At 65.9% G+C, this 16,462-nt stretch carries 17 protein-coding genes; 12 read left to right on the forward strand and 5 right to left on the reverse strand.

Annotated features, from left to right (window positions below):
• Window positions 1–6: 6 nt before the first annotated feature.
• Together FHW64_RS01110 and FHW64_RS01115 are read right to left on the reverse strand one after the other, a co-directional pair.
• Window positions 7–1,773: a tannase/feruloyl esterase family alpha/beta hydrolase gene (locus FHW64_RS01110; RefSeq protein WP_184522247.1), complete on the reverse strand. Its 1,767-nt coding sequence runs from the start codon at window positions 1,771–1,773 to the stop codon at window positions 7–9.
• A 97-nt stretch (window positions 1,774–1,870) separates the two neighbouring features.
• Complete coding sequence (locus FHW64_RS01115) at window positions 1,871–2,935, reverse strand: aminoglycoside phosphotransferase (protein WP_184522250.1); 1,065 nt, start codon at window positions 2,933–2,935, stop codon at window positions 1,871–1,873.
• A 28-nt stretch (window positions 2,936–2,963) separates the two neighbouring features.
• Here FHW64_RS01115 and FHW64_RS01120 point away from each other — a divergent pair, with 28 nt between their 5' ends.
• Together FHW64_RS01120 and FHW64_RS01125 are read left to right on the forward strand one after the other, a co-directional pair.
• A complete protein-coding gene (locus FHW64_RS01120) occupies window positions 2,964–3,449 on the forward strand; it encodes a helix-turn-helix transcriptional regulator (RefSeq protein ID WP_184522253.1) in 486 nt (161 codons plus the stop codon).
• 11 nt (window positions 3,450–3,460) lie between these two features.
• The gene (locus FHW64_RS01125) at window positions 3,461–3,868 is read left to right on the forward strand and encodes a VOC family protein (protein ID WP_184522256.1); all 408 of its coding nucleotides are present in this window, start codon (window positions 3,461–3,463) and stop codon (window positions 3,866–3,868) included.
• Between the two features lie 12 nt (window positions 3,869–3,880).
• On the opposite strand, the gene FHW64_RS01130 is transcribed toward FHW64_RS01125, so the two are convergent.
• Both FHW64_RS01130 and FHW64_RS01135 read right to left on the reverse strand, forming a co-directional pair.
• Window positions 3,881–4,273, reverse strand: a complete 393-nt coding sequence (locus FHW64_RS01130) for a nuclear transport factor 2 family protein (protein ID WP_184522259.1) — start codon at window positions 4,271–4,273, stop codon at window positions 3,881–3,883.
• 73 nt (window positions 4,274–4,346) lie between these two features.
• A complete protein-coding gene (locus FHW64_RS01135; RefSeq protein WP_184522262.1) occupies window positions 4,347–4,724 on the reverse strand; it encodes a cupin domain-containing protein in 378 nt (125 codons plus the stop codon).
• A gap of 139 nt (window positions 4,725–4,863) precedes the next feature.
• Here FHW64_RS01135 and FHW64_RS01140 point away from each other — a divergent pair, with 139 nt between their 5' ends.
• From FHW64_RS01140 to FHW64_RS01150, 3 genes are read left to right on the forward strand one after another with little or no spacing between them, the layout of a single operon-like run.
• Window positions 4,864–5,790 carry a LysR family transcriptional regulator gene (locus FHW64_RS01140; protein WP_184522265.1) on the forward strand — a complete coding sequence of 309 codons (927 nt, stop codon included), beginning with the start codon at window positions 4,864–4,866 and terminating at the stop codon, window positions 5,788–5,790.
• 31 nt (window positions 5,791–5,821) lie between these two features.
• The gene (locus FHW64_RS01145; protein WP_260303596.1) at window positions 5,822–6,445 is read left to right on the forward strand and encodes a hypothetical protein; all 624 of its coding nucleotides are present in this window, start codon (window positions 5,822–5,824) and stop codon (window positions 6,443–6,445) included.
• Between the two features lie 12 nt (window positions 6,446–6,457).
• Window positions 6,458–7,048 carry a hypothetical protein gene (locus FHW64_RS01150; protein ID WP_184522268.1) on the forward strand — a complete coding sequence of 197 codons (591 nt, stop codon included), beginning with the start codon at window positions 6,458–6,460 and terminating at the stop codon, window positions 7,046–7,048.
• Window positions 7,049–7,054: 6 nt separating this feature from the next.
• On the opposite strand, the gene dmeF is transcribed toward FHW64_RS01150, so the two are convergent.
• Window positions 7,055–8,020 carry a CDF family Co(II)/Ni(II) efflux transporter DmeF gene (gene dmeF, locus FHW64_RS01155; RefSeq protein WP_184522271.1) on the reverse strand — a complete coding sequence of 322 codons (966 nt, stop codon included), beginning with the start codon at window positions 8,018–8,020 and terminating at the stop codon, window positions 7,055–7,057.
• 46 nt (window positions 8,021–8,066) lie between these two features.
• Here dmeF and FHW64_RS01160 point away from each other — a divergent pair, with 46 nt between their 5' ends.
• From FHW64_RS01160 to FHW64_RS01190, 7 genes are all read left to right on the forward strand, one after another.
• Window positions 8,067–8,342: a metal/formaldehyde-sensitive transcriptional repressor gene (locus tag FHW64_RS01160; RefSeq protein WP_184522274.1), complete on the forward strand. Its 276-nt coding sequence runs from the start codon at window positions 8,067–8,069 to the stop codon at window positions 8,340–8,342.
• A 57-nt stretch (window positions 8,343–8,399) separates the two neighbouring features.
• Window positions 8,400–11,093 (forward strand): LuxR C-terminal-related transcriptional regulator, encoded by a 2,694-nt coding sequence (locus tag FHW64_RS01165; protein ID WP_311733241.1) that lies wholly within the window; start codon window positions 8,400–8,402, stop codon window positions 11,091–11,093.
• 219 nt (window positions 11,094–11,312) lie between these two features.
• Entirely contained in the window at window positions 11,313–12,161 is an 849-nt protein-coding gene (locus FHW64_RS01170; RefSeq protein WP_184524163.1) for a TauD/TfdA family dioxygenase, read from the forward strand.
• Window positions 12,162–12,312: 151 nt separating this feature from the next.
• The gene (locus FHW64_RS01175; protein ID WP_184522277.1) at window positions 12,313–13,371 is read left to right on the forward strand and encodes a 3-keto-5-aminohexanoate cleavage protein; all 1,059 of its coding nucleotides are present in this window, start codon (window positions 12,313–12,315) and stop codon (window positions 13,369–13,371) included.
• Between the two features lie 26 nt (window positions 13,372–13,397).
• Window positions 13,398–13,958 (forward strand): alpha/beta hydrolase, encoded by a 561-nt coding sequence (locus FHW64_RS01180; RefSeq protein WP_260303675.1) that lies wholly within the window; start codon window positions 13,398–13,400, stop codon window positions 13,956–13,958.
• A 125-nt stretch (window positions 13,959–14,083) separates the two neighbouring features.
• A complete protein-coding gene (locus tag FHW64_RS01185; RefSeq protein ID WP_184522283.1) occupies window positions 14,084–15,055 on the forward strand; it encodes a quinone oxidoreductase in 972 nt (323 codons plus the stop codon).
• Window positions 15,056–15,071: 16 nt separating this feature from the next.
• Window positions 15,072–16,430 (forward strand): MFS transporter, encoded by a 1,359-nt coding sequence (locus FHW64_RS01190; RefSeq protein ID WP_311733242.1) that lies wholly within the window; start codon window positions 15,072–15,074, stop codon window positions 16,428–16,430.
• The last annotated feature ends 32 nt before the right edge of the window (window positions 16,431–16,462 follow it).

Consider the following 16,462-nt stretch of genomic DNA (forward strand, 5'->3'; position numbering starts at 1 on the left):
CAGTTGTCACTGGTGGTTGTTGTTGTCGTTCCCGTGTCCGGGGCCGTTGCCATTGTGATCCCCGTCATCGTCGTTGTCGTCGCGCACTGCCACGCAGACGAAGTTCGCAGCGTCCTCGATGCTGCCGTGTCCTGTGTAGCGTGGCTGGGCGGGGTAGGCGCAGATTGGCCGGGTGCGTCCGGGCCACGGGGTGTCGGCAGGTGCGGTGCCGATCAGCGCCGATGGTCCCTGTCCTTTCTCGACCCATTTGACGAGCGCGCTGAAGGCGTCGAACTGCGACGTCGCGTATCCACCGCCGCAGTGGTTCATGCCCGGCACGACGAAGAGGCGCGCGAACTGCTGCGTGTCGCGCACGCCGCCGGTGCGGTCGATCAGGTCGCGATACCAGCCGATGTGGTATTTCGACGAGAACACTGGATCGGCCTGCCCGCTGTAGACGATCAGCTTGCTGCCTCCGGCGCGGAAGCGGCGGTAGTCGGTCGAGCTGGTGCCCATGAAGTCCATCGCCGACTGCGAGTAGATGCCGCTGCGCGCGTAGATCTTCGGCGCGTCCGCGTCCATGTTGAAACTGAGCAGCCATGGCATGAAGGCGTCGTTGAGCCCCGGCAGACTCGGCGCCGGCCCTGCGGTCGTGATGACCGTGCCCGCGTAACCCGGCCTGCCGGCGGTCTTCGAATTCGGCGGGGTGGTGAAGACGAACGGCAATGCCGAGCCGCCGAGCGTCGTGTTGAGCGACGTGTTGCCCGGGCCGGGGAAGAGCGGTCCGATCTTCCAGAGGCGCCAGCCCGGCGCGGCGATGCCCGGATCCCAGAACCAGCCGGCATACAGCGCCCGGCCCTTCGAGTCCCTGGCACCGTCGAACACATTCCTCAACGCGGTGACCTGGCTGGCGGACAGCAGTCCCGAGCCCTGAGGACCAAGCGTGCGTGGATCGAAGCGGCAGGCGTGCGGGTTGGAGATGATGCCGTCGACGAGGCCGTCCTTCGCATCGCATTCCTTGAGGATCGCATCGCCGATCGCACTTAGCTCCGCTGCGGTGAACGAGGTCGCGAGGTCGGGAAAGCCGAAGGGCGTGAGCGAACGCGCGGCGCTGGCGAATGCCTGCGTGTCCCACGCTTCGGCGACCGCGGCCTTGGGCAGGTCTATGCCGGGGTTGCCGGCGATCACGCCATCGAAGAGGTCGGGATAGCGCTGCGAGAACATGAGGCCCTCGCGGCCGCCTTCCGAGCAGCCTTCGAAGTAGGCGTACCTGATCTTCTGGCGGTAGTAGGTTCGCGTGATGGCCTTCGCGGCCTGTACGACGCGGGCGGGGCCGTCGTAGCCGTAGTCGAGGCGCGCCTGGGGGTCGAAGCCGAACTCGGCATTGCCGGCGACGGCGGAGATGTTGGTCGCGGCGTCGTGCCCACTGTCCGTGGAGACCACGGCGTAGCCTTGATTGATCTGCGCGGCATCGGCACCGCCGACGCTGCCGTCAAGCCCGCCGCCGCCCTGGTAGTAGAAGCGTTCGCTCCATGACGTGGGCATGCGCAGATGGAACTTCACCGCGTAGCTCTGCCCGTCGGCCCCCGTGTGCTGGCCGATGCTGCCGAGCACTTCGCAGTGCTCGGGCAATGTCGCCGTTGCCACGTTGAGGACGGCACTCGTGATGGTCGCGCCCTCGATGGTCTGGTTGAGCAGGGCGTTGCACGCAATGGGCGTCGCCGCATGGCTGTAGGCCGATGCTCCCAGAAGGAGCAGTGCAAGCGGCGCAGGAAATCGATCCTTGAGGTTCATTCCGAGTCTCCTGATTGTTGTACTGGAGGAATGCGCGCAAGGTTCTGTTTTATAACTAGTTGGCCCTGATCCGCAACTGGTACTTCCGATCTTGTTGCTACGCCAGAAGATCGCGACATCCGAGGTCGTCGGCAGCCTGGTGAATGCGCTCGAAGTTGTTCCACCAGATCACCGGCGGGATGCCGATCGCGTGCTGCCAGATGGGCGTTGCAAGCTGCCAGAGGACCGAGAGCCGGTAGTCGTCACTCAGTGCCTGGCGGTCATAGCCTTGCACTCCTTGTGCGGTCAGCTCGCGATGAAAGGCGTCGAGCAGGCGTGACTCGAAACGCTGCCGCAGTTCGGGATACCAGTGCATGGCCATCATGTAGGCCAGGTCGTGCGACCCCATGTCGACGCGCCATGCATCCCAGTCGAAGAGGCGCGCAGTGTTCGTCGAGTTGGCGCGAGGAAGAAAGCAGTTCCAGACATGCGCGTCGCCCTGGATGACGGTCATGTTGCGGCGCGTCCTGTAGCGTGCCGCGAGGCGAGGCGCGGCTTCGAGGAAGCGCTCGTGGAGCGCACGTCGTTCGTCGGAAAGGCGGTCGCCCATGTCGCCTGCGAACCCGGCAAACTGCGCCGCCATATTGCTGAGCACTTCGTCATCGGCACTCCAGTCCCGCCACGTGCCCACCGTGACCCCGAGTCGCGTGTCGTCCCACCACGCGGCCTGGCATCGCGCGCGTGCGCGGATGATGGCCTCGCACTGTGCGAAGGTGGGTGGCACGGGCCACCGTGTCGCAACGAGATGGGTTTCCGTCAGGTCTTCGAGCAGCAGATACCAAGTGCCCGTTTCACCATCCCACTGCGCATCGAAGCAGCGAGGGGTGATGCCCGCAGGCATCGCAGGTGCGAGGTCTCGATAGAAGGCCACTTCGTGTTGACCGCCGAACCACGGTCCATCGGGACGGTCTGCGAGGCCGGCTTTCAGGATGAGCGTGGCGGGGGCGTCTGCGCCAGCGTCGGCGTAGTTAAGCCGCAAGCGAAAGATGTGCGAAAGCACGGTGGCGAACGATATCTCGACTGCGACGTCAATGACCCGTCCCCTGTCGATCGCGCCAGACGTGCGCAGCGCGTCGGTGAGGTCCGCAGGCGTGATGGCTTTCGGGAGCGAAGGATTCGTCATGCCGGATTGTGCTTAGCATCGCTTCGAAATGAACAGTCCCAAAGCCACCCCCGCAAGCCAGGACCCGGCGCTGTTGCGCCGACTGCTTCGCGCCAAGGACCGCATGGATGCCGCATCGCACGAGGAATGGCCCGTCGGGCGCCTTGCGGAGGTAAGCGGCGTTTCCGAGGCGCACTTCGCGCGTTCGTTCAAGCAGGCTTTCGGTGTCCCGCCGCATCGGTACCTGCTCACGCGACGCATCGAGCGAGCGATGGCGCTACTGCGCGATACCGATCAGCCGATCACCGACATCGCGTTCACGACCGGCTGGTCGAGCCTGGGTACTTTCGGGCGCACGTTCCGCGACATCACCGGCGACAGCCCGAGTGCGGTTCGTGCGCGCGCGAGGGCGGTCACGCACGACCTCGGCCGGGTGCCCGAATGCATCGTCAATGCCGCGCATCGGCCTGATCTCAAGACCGCAGTTTCGGAGAAGCGGCGGCGATCCCTGGACGGTACAAACGAAACCGTTTAACAGGAGATTTCATGACACAAGGTATTGAAGTGGTCGGTCTGTACGTGCGCGATCAGGATGAAGCGCTCGGCTTCTACGTGGAGAAGCTCGGCTTTCGCGTACACACCGACGTGCGCAACGGCGACTATCGATGGCTCACGGTGCAGCACCCGAACCAGCCATCGTTCCAGCTTGGCCTGAACGTGCCCGGGCCGCCGGTGCTTGATGCCGCGACCGCGCAGGCCGTGCGCGAGATCGTGGCCAAGGGCGCGATGCCGCCGCTCGTGCTGGCGGTGGACGACTGCCGCGCTGCCTATGACCGCATGGCGGCGAAGGGCGTGGAGTTCACCCAGGAACCGATGGAGCGCTACGGCACCGTCGACGCCGGCTTTCGTGACCCGTCGGGCAACGGGTGGAAGATGATCCAGCGGCGCGGTTGATCTACAGGAGCACTACTGCTGGCCACCCTGGAGCATGGCGGCCATCTTCTGATGGACCAGGTTGATCGCCTTCAGCGGGCGGATCATCACCTTGAAGTCGGTGATCTTGCCTTCGTCGTTCCACTTGATCATGTCGACGCCATTCACTGCAATGCCGTCGATCTGCACCTCGAATTCGAGGACAGCGTCGCGCTCGCTCTTCAGTTCCCGCACGTAGTGGAACGTCTCGTTGAAGAAGACATGGAACGCCGCAGCGAGATACGCGCGGGTGAGCGCGCGGCCGACCTGCGGCGTATGCACGACAGGCGAGTGAAAGACCGCGTCATCCGCAAGAAGGGCGTCGAGCCCCTGGGCATTGCGGTCCTTGAGGAGTTGGTGCCACGCGGCGATCGGATCGGGAGACATCGTGAGTCACTTTCATGGGGACAGATGGCTCGCGACGGTACCCGATCGCTGCGAAGCGGGCAATCGAGGCGACTCAGCTCCGCCAGGGAAGGTCCAGCAGCTGGCCGTCCGGCAGGCAGGTGACGACCGGGCTCGCGCCGAAGATGCCCATCGTTTCCATCGGCACCGCGCCGGTGTTGAAGATCTGGTGATCGCGCCCGCGCGGCAGGATCAGGGTGCTGCCGGGACCAAAGCGATGCACCTCGCCATCGACATGCAGTTCGCCGAACCCAGCCTGGCAGAGAACGACCTCGTCGCATTCATGCCGATGCGGCGGCGTGGCGGCGCCGGGTTCGAGGGTCTGGCGCCAGATGGAAATCTGGTCCACGCCCTCGTCATGGCCAGCCCAGGTGGCATGGGCGATGCCGGGAATGGCCGCGGCGCTCGGGGATGTCTGTTCGATCACATACATGGTTCGCTCCAGTCGAAAGAGTGGTTGAAGGAATGCCGTAGCGCCACGGACGACTGAAGTTTGGGCCGCATCCCGATCGAGCGGAAGCAGCGGCGGCGGCCTAACATTGCCGACAGAATGTCCGCAATGGAGAGTCGCAATGCATGGCTTGCAAGCGCTTCTGGCTTTCTCGGAAACCGCCAAGCGGGGTGGCTTTGCCTCCGCCGCGCGGGAACTCGGCACTTCGTCTTCAGCGCTCGCCAAGTCGGTGGGTCGACTGGAGGATTCGCTGGGCTTGCGGCTCTTTCATCGCACCACGCGACGCGTGACGCTCACCGTCGATGGCGAACGCCTGTTCAGGCGTTGCCAGCGCGTGCTGGCCGAACTCGACGAACTGCAATCCGAAGCCTTGGGCGTGCGTTCCGCGCCGAGCGGCACGCTGCGCATCAACATGCCCATCGTGTTCGGTCGCATGTTCGTGCTGCCGGTGCTTGCGCGGCTTGCGGCGCAGTACCCCGGGCTCGAGATCGACGCACGCTTTTCCGATGCGTACGTGGACCTGGTCCAGGACGGCATCGACGTCGCCATTCGCGCGGGTGATTTGCAGGATTCGACGCTTGTGGCGCGCCGCTTCGCGAGCCAGCAGCTCGTGCTGGTGGCCGCGCCTTCCTACCTGCAGGTCAATGGCGAGCCGAAGGCGATCGAGGACCTCAGCGCGCACCGGCACATCCTCTTTCGCATGCCAACGACCGGACGCGACCGGCCACAGCAGTTCACGGTGAGGCGCAAGACGATTTCGCTCCACCCCGCGCATGGCACCCGCCTGAACGACGGCGAGGCCATGGTGCAGGCGGCGGTCCTGGGCATGGGGCTCACACAGGTGCCCGACTACATGGCCGTGGCCGACATCGCCGCGGGGCGGCTCGTCGAAGTGATGGCGCAGCATCGACCGCCCGCAATGCCGATCCACGCCGTGATGCCCGGACATCGCATGGTGCCGCCGCGTGTGCGGGTGCTGATCGATGCGCTCGAGGCGTCGCCGCAAGGGTTTGTCCGGAACGGTAACAAGATGAAACTAAATTTATGATCGATATGTAAATACATCGAGGAGAAGAACTTTGTCGGTTTTCATTCGTGGCGTGTCCGCATTGCGACGCGTGTCCCTTGTTGCGTTCGCGGGCGTCACCATCGCGCTCACTGGTTGTGCGACTCACTATGTCGACGGCGCGACCCGCGAAGTCGCAGCCAGCGAATATCACAAGCCGGCCGCGGCGCAGCCCGTCCAGGTCTTCTTCGAGTTCCAGACCAAGGGCGTGGCGAACACGGCGGCCACCTCGTTGTTGAAGGCGCAGGTGGTGCAGAAGGTGAAGGACAGCGGCCTGTTCTCGACGGTCGAAGAGACACCGGTGAAAGGAGGCGGACTGCTGAGCGTGAAGCTGAACAACGTGCCGATCGGCGATGACGCTTTCAGCAAGGGCTTCGTCACCGGTCTCACGTTCGGGCTGGCGGGTTCACAGGTTTCCGATGGCTATGTCTGCACCGTCACCTACATGGTCGACGGGCACACGCCGATCACGAAGAGCGCGCGTCACGCGATTCACACGACGATCGGAGCGGCGCCCACGCCGGGAGCCGCCAGGAAGGCGAACTCGGTCAACGACGCAGTGACCCAGATGACCAGCCAGGTCCTGAGCACCGCGCTCAATGATCTTTCGCATGATTCCGCCTTCACGGCTCAGTAAGGGGAGGACCGAATGACGAATGCAATGAATGTGCTGCGCCGTCTGTCCATCGGCCTGACGTGCCTGGGCGCGGTTCTGCTGGTGGGATGCGCGAACGTGAAACTGGCGGAGCCTACCGCCGCGGTCGAGAACGTCCAGAAAGCCAAGGCTTCGGGCATCGCGCCGGTGGCGGTCGGCAGCTTCAAGCTGGCGCCGGGCAAGGACCAGTCTCTCGATCAGGTCGTGACCATCCGCAGCAACAGGTTCTATTCGCCCTACGACAGCTCTTTCTCGAAGTACCTGGGACAGACGTTGAGCGCCGACCTGCGTGCCGCAGGCCTGCTCTCGGCGGATTCGCGACGCACGATCCAGGGCGAGCTGACGCAGAGCACGGTCGATGCGTCGATCGGGCAGGGCAAGGGCAGCCTGGCCGGGCGCTTCTCGGTGCTCGATGAAGGCAAGAAGACTTACGACAAGGAGTTGAAGGTCGACGCGAGCTGGGATTCACCCTTTATCGGCGCGGTGGCGATCCCGGCAGCCGTCAACGAGTACATGGCGCTGTACCACAAGGTGATTGCCCAGTTGCTCGACGACCCGGAGTTCCGAAAGGCCGTCGCGCCCTGATCCTGTTCACGCACGTTGCGGCGAGTTCACCTCGACCGTGACGTGCGCCAGCTCTTCGTGAATGCCGAGCAGTTGCCGGAAGTAGCCCGGGCTGGTCGGTTCGCGCACTTCGACAGCGAGGATGCACGCGTACTTCGCGCGGCCGACGCGCCAGACATGCAGATCGCTGATGCGGGCGGGCACCGGGCCTGAAGCCACGGCCTCTCGAATCTCGTCGACCACTGGCGCATCCATCTCCGCATCGAGCAGCACGCGGCTGCTGTCGCGTAGCAGGCCGATTGCCCAGACGGCGACCAGCACCGATCCGACGATGCCCATCACCGGGTCGAGCCAACTGAAGCCCCAGAGGAGGCCGCCCAGCAGCGCAGCGATCGCGAGGATCGACGTGGCTGCATCGGCGACCACGTGGAGGTAGGCCGAACGCAGGTTGAGATCCTGGTGCCCGTGGTGGTGATCGTGATCATGGTCGTGATGCGCATGACCATGGTGGTGATGGTGGCCGTCCTTCAGCAGCCACGCGCAGGCGATGTTGACCAGCAGGCCGATGACTGCGACCACGATTGCCTGTTCGTAGTGGATGGCCGCTGGCGAGAACAGACGTTCGACCGACTGGAACGCCATCCAGCCCGCCACCAGCAGCAGGAAGATCGCGCTGGTGTAGCCCGCCAGAACCTCGATCTTCCACGTCCCGAAGGCGAACCGCGTGCTGCCCGATAGCCTGCGCGCAGCCGCATAAGCCGCAACCGAGAGCCCCAGTGCCAGGGCGTGCGAACTCATGTGCCAGCCATCGGCGAGCAGCGCCATGGAGTTGAACCAGTAGCCGCCCACGATCTCCAGGACCATCATCGTCGCGGTGAGCAGGACGGCGAGCCTGGCATTCTTTTCGCCGAGCGGATTGCCGTCGTCGAAGACGTGCGAATGGCCGCCTGCATCGAACAGAGCGGCCTCGGAATTGGTGGAAGCATGGATCATCCTGATACTCTACCCCAGTATCCGACGCGGCCTAGAATCGCGCCCCATGTCGCATACGGTTCTCAACAAGAAGCCTCTGCTCACGCGCATCCGGCGCATCAAGGGGCAGACGGAAGCACTGGAGCGCGCGCTCGATGAAGACCGCGACTGCGCGGCTGTGCTGCAGCAACTCGCTGCCATCCGCGGCGCGGTCAATGGATTGATGCTGGAAGTGCTCGACGGCCATGTGCGTCACCACCTCGGCGCGCAAGATGCCTCTCGAGAAGAGCGCGCGGAAGACCTCGACGTGGTCGTTTCGGCGCTGCGTTCTTACCTGAAGTAGCCGGGCGCATTTAGACTGGTGAACTCCCGTGGCGTCCCCCGCTTGTCGAGGAATCCAGTGACTCCAGAAACCCATTCACCGGACAGCGCGGGCGACGACCTGCTGCTGCGGGTTTCGCCGCCGAGGGTGCCTCGTCATCTGCTTTCGCGGCCCAGGCTGCTGGCCAACGATCCGGCGTTTCGTGGTGTTCCTGCGATCCTGATCCAGGCGCCTGCGGGGTTCGGCAAGACTTCGCTGCTGGCGCAATGGCGGCTTGAGCATCTGTCGCACGGCCTCGTCGTGGCCTGGGTCTCGGTGCAGCCGCGCGACACGCCGCAGCGGCTCGCGCAGGCGCTGGCGATGTCGGTGCGTCGCAGCTCGGGGCGCTCGACCTTCGGTCATCTGTTGCTCGATTCGGTGGGCCCGTCCGGCCTTGAAGGCATCACGATCTGGCTCGCCGAACTGGCGCAGACCGCGCTCGACGTGGTGCTGATCGTCGACGAAGCCGAGCGCCTGCCCGCCGAGTCGCGCGAGGCGCTGGGCTACCTGCTTCGCAACGCGCCGCCCAACCTGCGCACCATCATCGCGACCCGGCCGGACAGCAGCCTCGACATCGACGACCTGATCGCCTACGGCCAATGCGTGGTGGTCGGCCCGTCGATGCTGCGGTTCAAGCTCGAAGAGACGCTGGAGCTGGTGCACGAGCGCTTCGGTTCGACCATCGACAACGACACCGCCGCCCGCCTGCACGCGCTGACCGAAGGCTGGCCGCTGGGCCTGCAGTTGTCGCTGACGGTCATGGCCCGCGGCGCAGACGTGGCAGGCATCGCCGGCATCGGCGGGCAGTTGCGCGACCAGTTCCTGAAGCTGCTGCTCGCGAACCTCGATGCATCCGACCGCGAGTTCCTGACCCGCATTGCGATCCTCGACCACCTGCATCCGGAGCTGTGCCGAAGGGTTGCCGAGATCGATGACGCCACCGAGCGCCTTGCGCGCCTGAGCCGCGACACGCCGGTCTTCGTCGCGGCGGAGCAGGGCGACTGGCTGCGCATGCACATGCTGGCGCGCGACGTGCTGCGCGAGGCCTTCACCGGGCTGCCGAAAGCGCAGCAGGAAGGCGCGCATGCGCGTGCAGCCGAATGGCTCGCCGAGCGCGGCATGCTCGAAGACGCCGCGCGGCATGCACTGGTGGCCGGGCAGCGCGAGCTGGCCTACGAGCTGGCCGAACGCAGCCTCTACGAGGCCATCGTGAAGCATGGGCGGCAGGGCGTGGTGCTCGAATGGCTGGCGCAGTTGCCCGCGGACGAACTCGATCGTCGGCCGCGCTTGCTGCTGGCCGCCGCGTGGACGCTCGCCATCAGCGAACGCCACGAGGACGCCGGCCGCATGGTCGCCCGCATCCAGGCGCACCAGACCAAGGACGAGCCCGACCCGACGCTGCAATGCGAATGCGCGCTGATCCTCAGCGGCGCGGCGGTGTTCGCCGACGATCCGGACCGCTTTGCTGCGCTGCACGATCCATGGGCCGAATCGCCGCCGCTACGCGATCCGATGCTGTTGCAGGTGCACGCCAACCGCACCGCCTACCGCACGCTGCTCGAAGGCGATCCGGCGCTGGCGCGGCTGCGGCAACAGCAGTCGCCGCGCGGAGATTTCGGGCGCGGGCAGGGCTTCGTCGGGCGCTGGGGCGAATTCATCATCGGCCTCTCCTACGTCTGGGAAGGGCAGGTGCTGCTGGTCGAAAGTCTGCTGCAGCCCGCCGTTGCCAGCGCCGATGCGGAGCTCGGACGGCGCAACAGCTTCAGCTGCATGCTTGCGGCGCTCCTGGCATCGGCCATGTGGGAACGCGGACGTCCCGCCGACGCCGCGGCGCTGCTGGCCGACCGGATCGATGTGTTGGAGCGCAGCGGCCTACCCGAATCGCTGCTGCTGGCCTATCGCACCATGGCGCGCATGGCGATGGCTGAGGGTGCCGAGCACCGGGCGATGGAACTGCTCGGCGCGCTCGATGCCGTGGGCTCCTCCCGCTCGCTGCCCCGTCTTCGTATCGCCAGCCTTCTGGAGCAGGTTCGCATGCATGCGCGGCGCTACCGTGCCGGCACATGCCGCGAGCTGTGCCAGCGCATCGACGCGATGCTCGATGACCCCGCCTTGCCGCAGGGCCGGCTCTGGCGACGGGGCGTCGACGCGCTGCGCGGACTCGCGCAGGGCTATGCGGCGATTGCCAGCCAGGACTGGCGCGCGGCACTGGAGCCGCTCGCGCGCGCCGACGAACTGGCGCAGGCGCTGCATCAGGGGCGCTTCCGCATCGAGATCATCGGCATGCGCGCCTTCGCGCTGGACCGCTGCGGCGAGCGCGCCGGTGCGGCAATGCTGCGCGAGGCGATGGACCTGGCGCAAAGTTACGGGCTCGTTCGCGTCTTCGAGGACGCCCATCCGGACCTCGGCCAGTGGGTGCGGCAAGTGGCCGAGCAGGGCGGCGAGCCCGCTCGGGCGACGGCCCCTGCCGCTCCGCCCGCGCGGCCGGCACCCGTCCGCGAGATCCCTTCTCCAGCAGCCGCGCGCGGCATGGTGCTGACCCCCAAGGAGCGCCAGGTGCTGGAGCTTCTGGCGCGCAATCTCTCCAACAAGGAGATCGGACGCGCGATGCAGGTGGGCGAAACCACCGTCAAGTGGCACGTCAAGAACCTGCTCGCCAAGCTGGACGCCGGCACGCGCAAGGAAGTCGTCGTGCGGGCGCGCATTCTCGGGCTCATTCAGCCGGGGGATTGAGGCGGAGGAGAGGGGCTGCCCCCTCCCGCAAGGAGGGGGGGTAAATGGCCTCCGCTACCTATTCTTTGGGCCTGGGAAGTCGCGACACGCGGCTCCATGACGCAAGAGCCGGCAAGCGCCGCGCTCATAACGGAGACAGGCCCCATGAACACTACAACCGAAGCAACCCCTTTGAGAGGCGCACCTGCCGTGGTGTCGCCCGCCGCGCTGAAGACCTCCATCCAGGTCGAGCGCCTGACTTGCACCATCGGCGCCGAACTGCGCAACGTCGATCTCGGCGCTGCCTCGCGCGATGCCGAGACGGTCGCCGAGATCCGCGCGCTGCTGCTCAAGCACAAAGTCCTCTTCTTCCGCGACCAGGACTTCAGCCGCGCCGAACACGTCGCCTTTGCCCGCCATTTCGGTGACCTGGAAGACCATCCGGTCGCCGGCAGCGATCCGGACCATCCCGGCCTCGTGCGCATCTACAAGTCGCCCGAAGTGCCGAACGACCGGTACGAAAACGCCTTCCACACCGATGCGACCTGGCGCGAGAAGCCGCCGTTCGGCTGCGTGCTGCGCTGCGTCGAAACGCCGGAGGTCGGCGGCGACACGATCTGGGTGAACATGGCCCTGGCCTACGCCCGCCTGCCGGAAGACGTGAAGGCGAAGATCGCCGGCCTGCGCGCGCGCCACAGCATCGAGGCCAGCTTCGGCGCCGCGATGCCCATCGAGAAACGGCTCGCGCTGCATGCGCAGTTCCCCGATGCCGAGCATCCGGTGGTGCGCACGCATCCGGAGACGGGCGAGAAGATCCTCTTCGTCAACGCGTTCACCACGCACTTCACGAACTTCCACACCGCCGCGAATGTGCGCTTCGGCCAGGACCACGCGCCGGGTGCGAGCCTGCTGCTGAACTACCTCGTCAGCCAGGCCGCGATCCCCGAGTACCAGATCCGCTGGCGCTGGAAGAAGAACAGCGTCGCCTTCTGGGACAACCGCAGCACCCAGCACTACGCGGTCATGGACTACCCGCCGTGCCACCGAAAGATGGAACGCGCCGGAATCATGGGCGAAGCCACGTACTGAAAACCACCCCCGTTGCTTGCTCACTTCGTGTAGCCGCCTCCCCCCTCAGGGGGGCAATCCCAGCGGCCCGGCGAAGCCGGTTCCGCGGGATTCCTGGCTTTGAGCTGCGCCTTACGACTTCTCTGTTTAACACCCAACTGAAAGACCAACCATGAACTTCCTCGACGGCTCCCTTTTCCCGGAGAACCAGGACAAGCTGGTGATCACCGCAGCGCCTTACGGCCCCGAGTGGATTCCTTCCGACTTCCCGCAGGACATCCCGGTCACCATGGAAGAGCAGGTTCAGAAGGCTGTCGACTGCTACAACGCCGGCGCCAGCGTGCTGCATCTGCATGTGCGTGAACTGGACGGCAAGGGCTCCAAGCGCCTGTCGATGTTCAACGAACTGATCGCCGGCGTGCGCAAGGCTGTGCCCGACATGATCATCCAGGTCGGCGGCTCGATCTCGTTCGCACCTGAGAGCGACGGCGCCAACGCGAAGTGGCTGCATGACGACACGCGCCACATGCTGGCCGAGCTCGATCCGAAGCCCGACCAGGTCACGGTCACCGTCAACACGACGCAGATGAACGTGCTGGAGCACATGGAAGCCGAAGACATCGCCGGCACCTCGCTTGCCGATCCGCAGAACAACGCGGCCTATCGCGAAATGATCGTGCCCTCGGGCCCCGGCTTCATCGAGGAGCACGTGCGCCGCCTGAGCGCAGCGGGCATCCAGAGCGCCTTCCAGTTCTACAACATCAACAGCTTCGAAACGGTCGAGCGCCTGATGCGCCGCGGCATCTACAAGGGCCCACTGGTGTGCAACTGGGTCGCGATCAGCGGCGGCATGGACCAGCCGACCATCTACAGCCTGTCCAACTTCCTGCGCGCCATCCCTGACGGCACCATGCTGACGGTCGAAAGCAGCATGCGCAACGTGCTGCCAATCAACATGATGGGCATGGCGATGGGCCTGCACGTGCGCTGCGGCATCGAGGACAACCTCTGGAACCAGTCGCGCACCGAGAAGATGTCGACGGTCAAGCAGATCGAGCAGCTCGTTCGCATGTCGCGCGAGTTCGGCCGTGAAGTGGCCAACGGCAAGGAAGCGCGCGAGATCCTGAAGATCGGCGTGTTCTACGAGACCATCGAAGAGACGCTGGCCGCCAACGGCTTCGCGCCGAACCCCAAGGGTCGCCAGCAGGGCTACCTGCGCCGCGTCGCTTGAGCTTGAAGATGGAGCGTGACGCCGTGATGCCGACCGTCCTCATCGTCCCGGGCCTGCGCGACCATGTCGCCGAGCACTGGCAGACGCTGCTGGCCGCCGACCTCGCGGCCAAGGGGCGCAAGGTGCGCACCGTCCCGCCGATGGGGCGCACCGATCTCGATTGCAGGGCGAAGGTCGCCGCGATCGAGCACGAGGCGCAGGCCATCGACGGCCCGATCGTCCTCGTCGCACACAGCGGCGGCTGCGTGATGGTCGCGCACTGGGCCCGCCAGACGCGCCGCGCGATCGAAGGCGCGCTGCTCGCTGCCCCACCGGACTTCGAACGCCCGATGCCCGAGGGCTATCCGACGATCGATGAACTGCGCGCCAGCGGCTGGCTGCCTGTGCCGCGCTTGACGCTGCCTTTCCCGAGCATCGTCGCGGCGAGCCGCAACGACCCGCTCGGCGACTACGCCCGCGTGGCCGCGTTGGCACGCGACTGGGGCAGCCGCCTGTTCGACCTCGGCGAGGTCGGGCATCTGAATCCCGCGTCCGGCTTTGGCAAATGGCCGCGCGCTGAACTGTTTATCAACGAATTGACGAAGTAACTCACACCAAGGCACCCGCGGAACCGGCTTTGCCGGGCCGTTGGGTGCGCCCCCGGAGAGGGGGTTGGCGCAGCGACACGAAGTGCGCGGAGCCTGAGGGTGATTTCTAACTAGGAGACAAGAACATGGCAAAAGCCATTCGCTTTCATGAGACCGGTGGTCCGGAAGTCCTGCGCCTGGAGAACGTCGACGTCGGCGAACCCGGCCCGGGTCAAGCGCGCGTGCGCCACACCTACATCGCGGTCAACTTCATCGACATCTACTTTCGAACCGGCCGCTATCCGCTGCCGCTGCCCAATGGACTGGGCTCGGACGCAGTCGGCGTGGTCGAGGCCGTCGGCCCCGGCGTGACGGACATCAAGGTCGGGGACCGTGTCGGCTACCTGATCGGCCCGCAGGGCGCGTACTCCGACGTGCGCGTGATGCCGGCCGAAGTGCTGATCCCGCTGCCGGAAGGCGTTTCGGACCGTACCGCGGCCACGCTGATGATGAAGGGCATGACGGCGCAGTACCTGTTCCGCCAGGTCTACCCGCTCAAGGGCGGCGAGACGATCCTCTATCACGCCGCAGCCGGCGGTGTCGGCCTCATCGCCTGCCAGTGGGCTCGTGCGATGGGCGTCACGATGATCGGCACCGTCAGCACCGACGAGAAAGCGGAGATCGCCAAGGCCAACGGTTGTGCCTACACCATCGTGACCTCGCGCGAAAACATCGCCAAGCGCGTGCGCGAGATCACCGACGGCAAGGGCGTGCCGGTCGTCTACGACTCGGTCGGCAAGGACACGCTCGAAGCATCGCTCGACAGCCTGCAGCCGCGCGGCTCGCTGGTGAGCAACGGCACCACCTCGGGGCCGGTGGTGATCGATTCGCAACTGCTCGCCGTGAAGGGCTCGATCTGGGTCACGCGGCCGGCGATGATGCACTACATCACCCCGCGCTCACACATGCTGGAGATGGCCGACGAGCTGTTCGGCCATGTGCTCGCAGGCCGCATCGTGAGCGAGCCCAAGCAGATCTTCGATCTGGCCGATGCCGCCGACGCGCACCGTGCACTGGAATCGCGCAAGACCACCGGCGCGACAGTGCTCGTGCCCTGACGCCCAGGGGATTGCCATGGACATGCATGCCCTCGACTCCAAGCAAGGGTCCGACACCTACCTGTTCGGCCCGCGCCAGGCGTGGTTCGCCTTCGCGATGACGCTCGGCCTGATGATGGTCGACTACATCGACCGCCAGGTGATCGTTTCGCTCTTTCCGCATCTGAAGCAAGCCTGGGGCCTTTCGGACAAGCAGCTCGGCGCACTGGTATCGGCGGTGTCGGTCACCGTCGCCGTGGGCGGCATTCCGATCGCGCTCATCGCTGACCGCTTCAGCCGCGTGAAGAGCATCGTCGCGATGGCGACGATCTGGAGCCTCGCTTCGATCTCCTGCATGTTCACGCGCAACTTCGGCCAGTTGCTGGCCGCGCGTGCGGCGGTGGGCCTCGGTGAAGCGGGCTACGGCTCGGTTGGCGCGGCGCTTATCGCGAGCCACTTTCCGGCTCGCATGCGCGGTGCGCTGATGGCGGCCTTTTTCTCCGCCGCATCGATCGGTTCGGTGCTGGGTGTGATGCTCGGCGGCGTCATCGCCGCGCGCTGGGGCTGGCAGGCTGCATTCGGCGTGGTTGGCGTGCCGGGGCTGGTCCTTGCGCTGCTCTACATCAAGGTGCGCGACTACCGCACCGTCGAACTCACGCCCCGCATCGAGCAGGCCACCCGTTCGACGCAAGGCACGGCGTGCGCCATCATCAAGCGGCTGATGCGTTCGCGCACCTTGCTGTGGGTCTGCATCGCCGCACCGGCGCAGTTGATCCTGGTGTCGGCCATCTGGGCGTGGCTCCCGAGCTTCCTCAATCGTGTGCACGGCATGACCCCCGAGCAGGCCGCGATCAAGGCCGCGCTGGTGGTGCTGTGCGGTGCGCTCGGTAGCGTGGTCTGGGGCGCGGTCGCCGATCGCGCCGGCAAGAAGCGTCCGGCGGCAAAGCTGCAGGTGACGGCTGTCGTCTGCATCGCCTCGGCGGCAGTGCTCGCGCTGGGCTTCGGCGCAGAGCACGTCGGGCTGGTCCTGTCGAAGCAGGCGCAGTTTGCGCTGCTGGCGTTCGGCGGCTTCCTGATGACCTGCTCCGTGGGCGTTGTCGCGGCCGTCGTCATCGACGTGATCCATCCTGGCATCCGTGCCACTGGCGCTTCGGTGCTCTCGCTGTTCCAGAACCTGCTCGGCCTGGCCATGGGTCCGCTGGTTGCCGGTTTCCTGTCTGACGCGTGGTCTCTCGAACATGCGCTGATCGCGATGCCCGTCTTTGGCTTGCTGGCGGCAGGCGCCTTCATGCGTGCATCGCGCAGCTATGGGGAAGACCTCCAGCGCGCATGCGAAACCGCCGAAACCGAACCTGAATCCGCGCCCGCAGGCGCACCCCGCAGCGTGCCGGCCTGAGCCTGCGCCACGCAAACCCCATTTACTGAATT

Origin of the sequence: Variovorax sp. Sphag1AA (assembly GCF_014192575.1) — a bacterium.
GTDB lineage: Bacteria > Pseudomonadota > Gammaproteobacteria > Burkholderiales > Burkholderiaceae_C > Variovorax.

What these genes read in the sequence shown, in the direction of transcription:
- dmeF (WP_184522271.1), bottom strand. Translation starts at nt 8,020, where the DNA reads ATGATCCATGCTTCCACCAATTCCGAGGCCGCTCTGTTCGATGCAGGC.
- FHW64_RS01175 (WP_184522277.1), top strand. Translation starts at nt 12,313, where the DNA reads ATGAACTTCCTCGACGGCTCCCTTTTCCCGGAGAACCAGGACAAGCTG.
- FHW64_RS01135 (WP_184522262.1), bottom strand. Translation starts at nt 4,724, where the DNA reads ATGTATGTGATCGAACAGACATCCCCGAGCGCCGCGGCCATTCCCGGC.
- FHW64_RS01150 (WP_184522268.1), top strand. Translation starts at nt 6,458, where the DNA reads ATGACGAATGCAATGAATGTGCTGCGCCGTCTGTCCATCGGCCTGACG.
- FHW64_RS01130 (WP_184522259.1), bottom strand. Translation starts at nt 4,273, where the DNA reads ATGTCTCCCGATCCGATCGCCGCGTGGCACCAACTCCTCAAGGACCGC.
- FHW64_RS01160 (WP_184522274.1), top strand. Translation starts at nt 8,067, where the DNA reads ATGTCGCATACGGTTCTCAACAAGAAGCCTCTGCTCACGCGCATCCGG.
- FHW64_RS01125 (WP_184522256.1), top strand. Translation starts at nt 3,461, where the DNA reads ATGACACAAGGTATTGAAGTGGTCGGTCTGTACGTGCGCGATCAGGAT.
- FHW64_RS01185 (WP_184522283.1), top strand. Translation starts at nt 14,084, where the DNA reads ATGGCAAAAGCCATTCGCTTTCATGAGACCGGTGGTCCGGAAGTCCTG.
- FHW64_RS01110 (WP_184522247.1), bottom strand. Translation starts at nt 1,773, where the DNA reads ATGAACCTCAAGGATCGATTTCCTGCGCCGCTTGCACTGCTCCTTCTG.
- FHW64_RS01115 (WP_184522250.1), bottom strand. Translation starts at nt 2,935, where the DNA reads ATGACGAATCCTTCGCTCCCGAAAGCCATCACGCCTGCGGACCTCACC.
- FHW64_RS01190 (WP_311733242.1), top strand. Translation starts at nt 15,072, where the DNA reads ATGGACATGCATGCCCTCGACTCCAAGCAAGGGTCCGACACCTACCTG.
- FHW64_RS01120 (WP_184522253.1), top strand. Translation starts at nt 2,964, where the DNA reads ATGAACAGTCCCAAAGCCACCCCCGCAAGCCAGGACCCGGCGCTGTTG.
- FHW64_RS01140 (WP_184522265.1), top strand. Translation starts at nt 4,864, where the DNA reads ATGCATGGCTTGCAAGCGCTTCTGGCTTTCTCGGAAACCGCCAAGCGG.
- FHW64_RS01180 (WP_260303675.1), top strand. Translation starts at nt 13,398, where the DNA reads ATGCCGACCGTCCTCATCGTCCCGGGCCTGCGCGACCATGTCGCCGAG.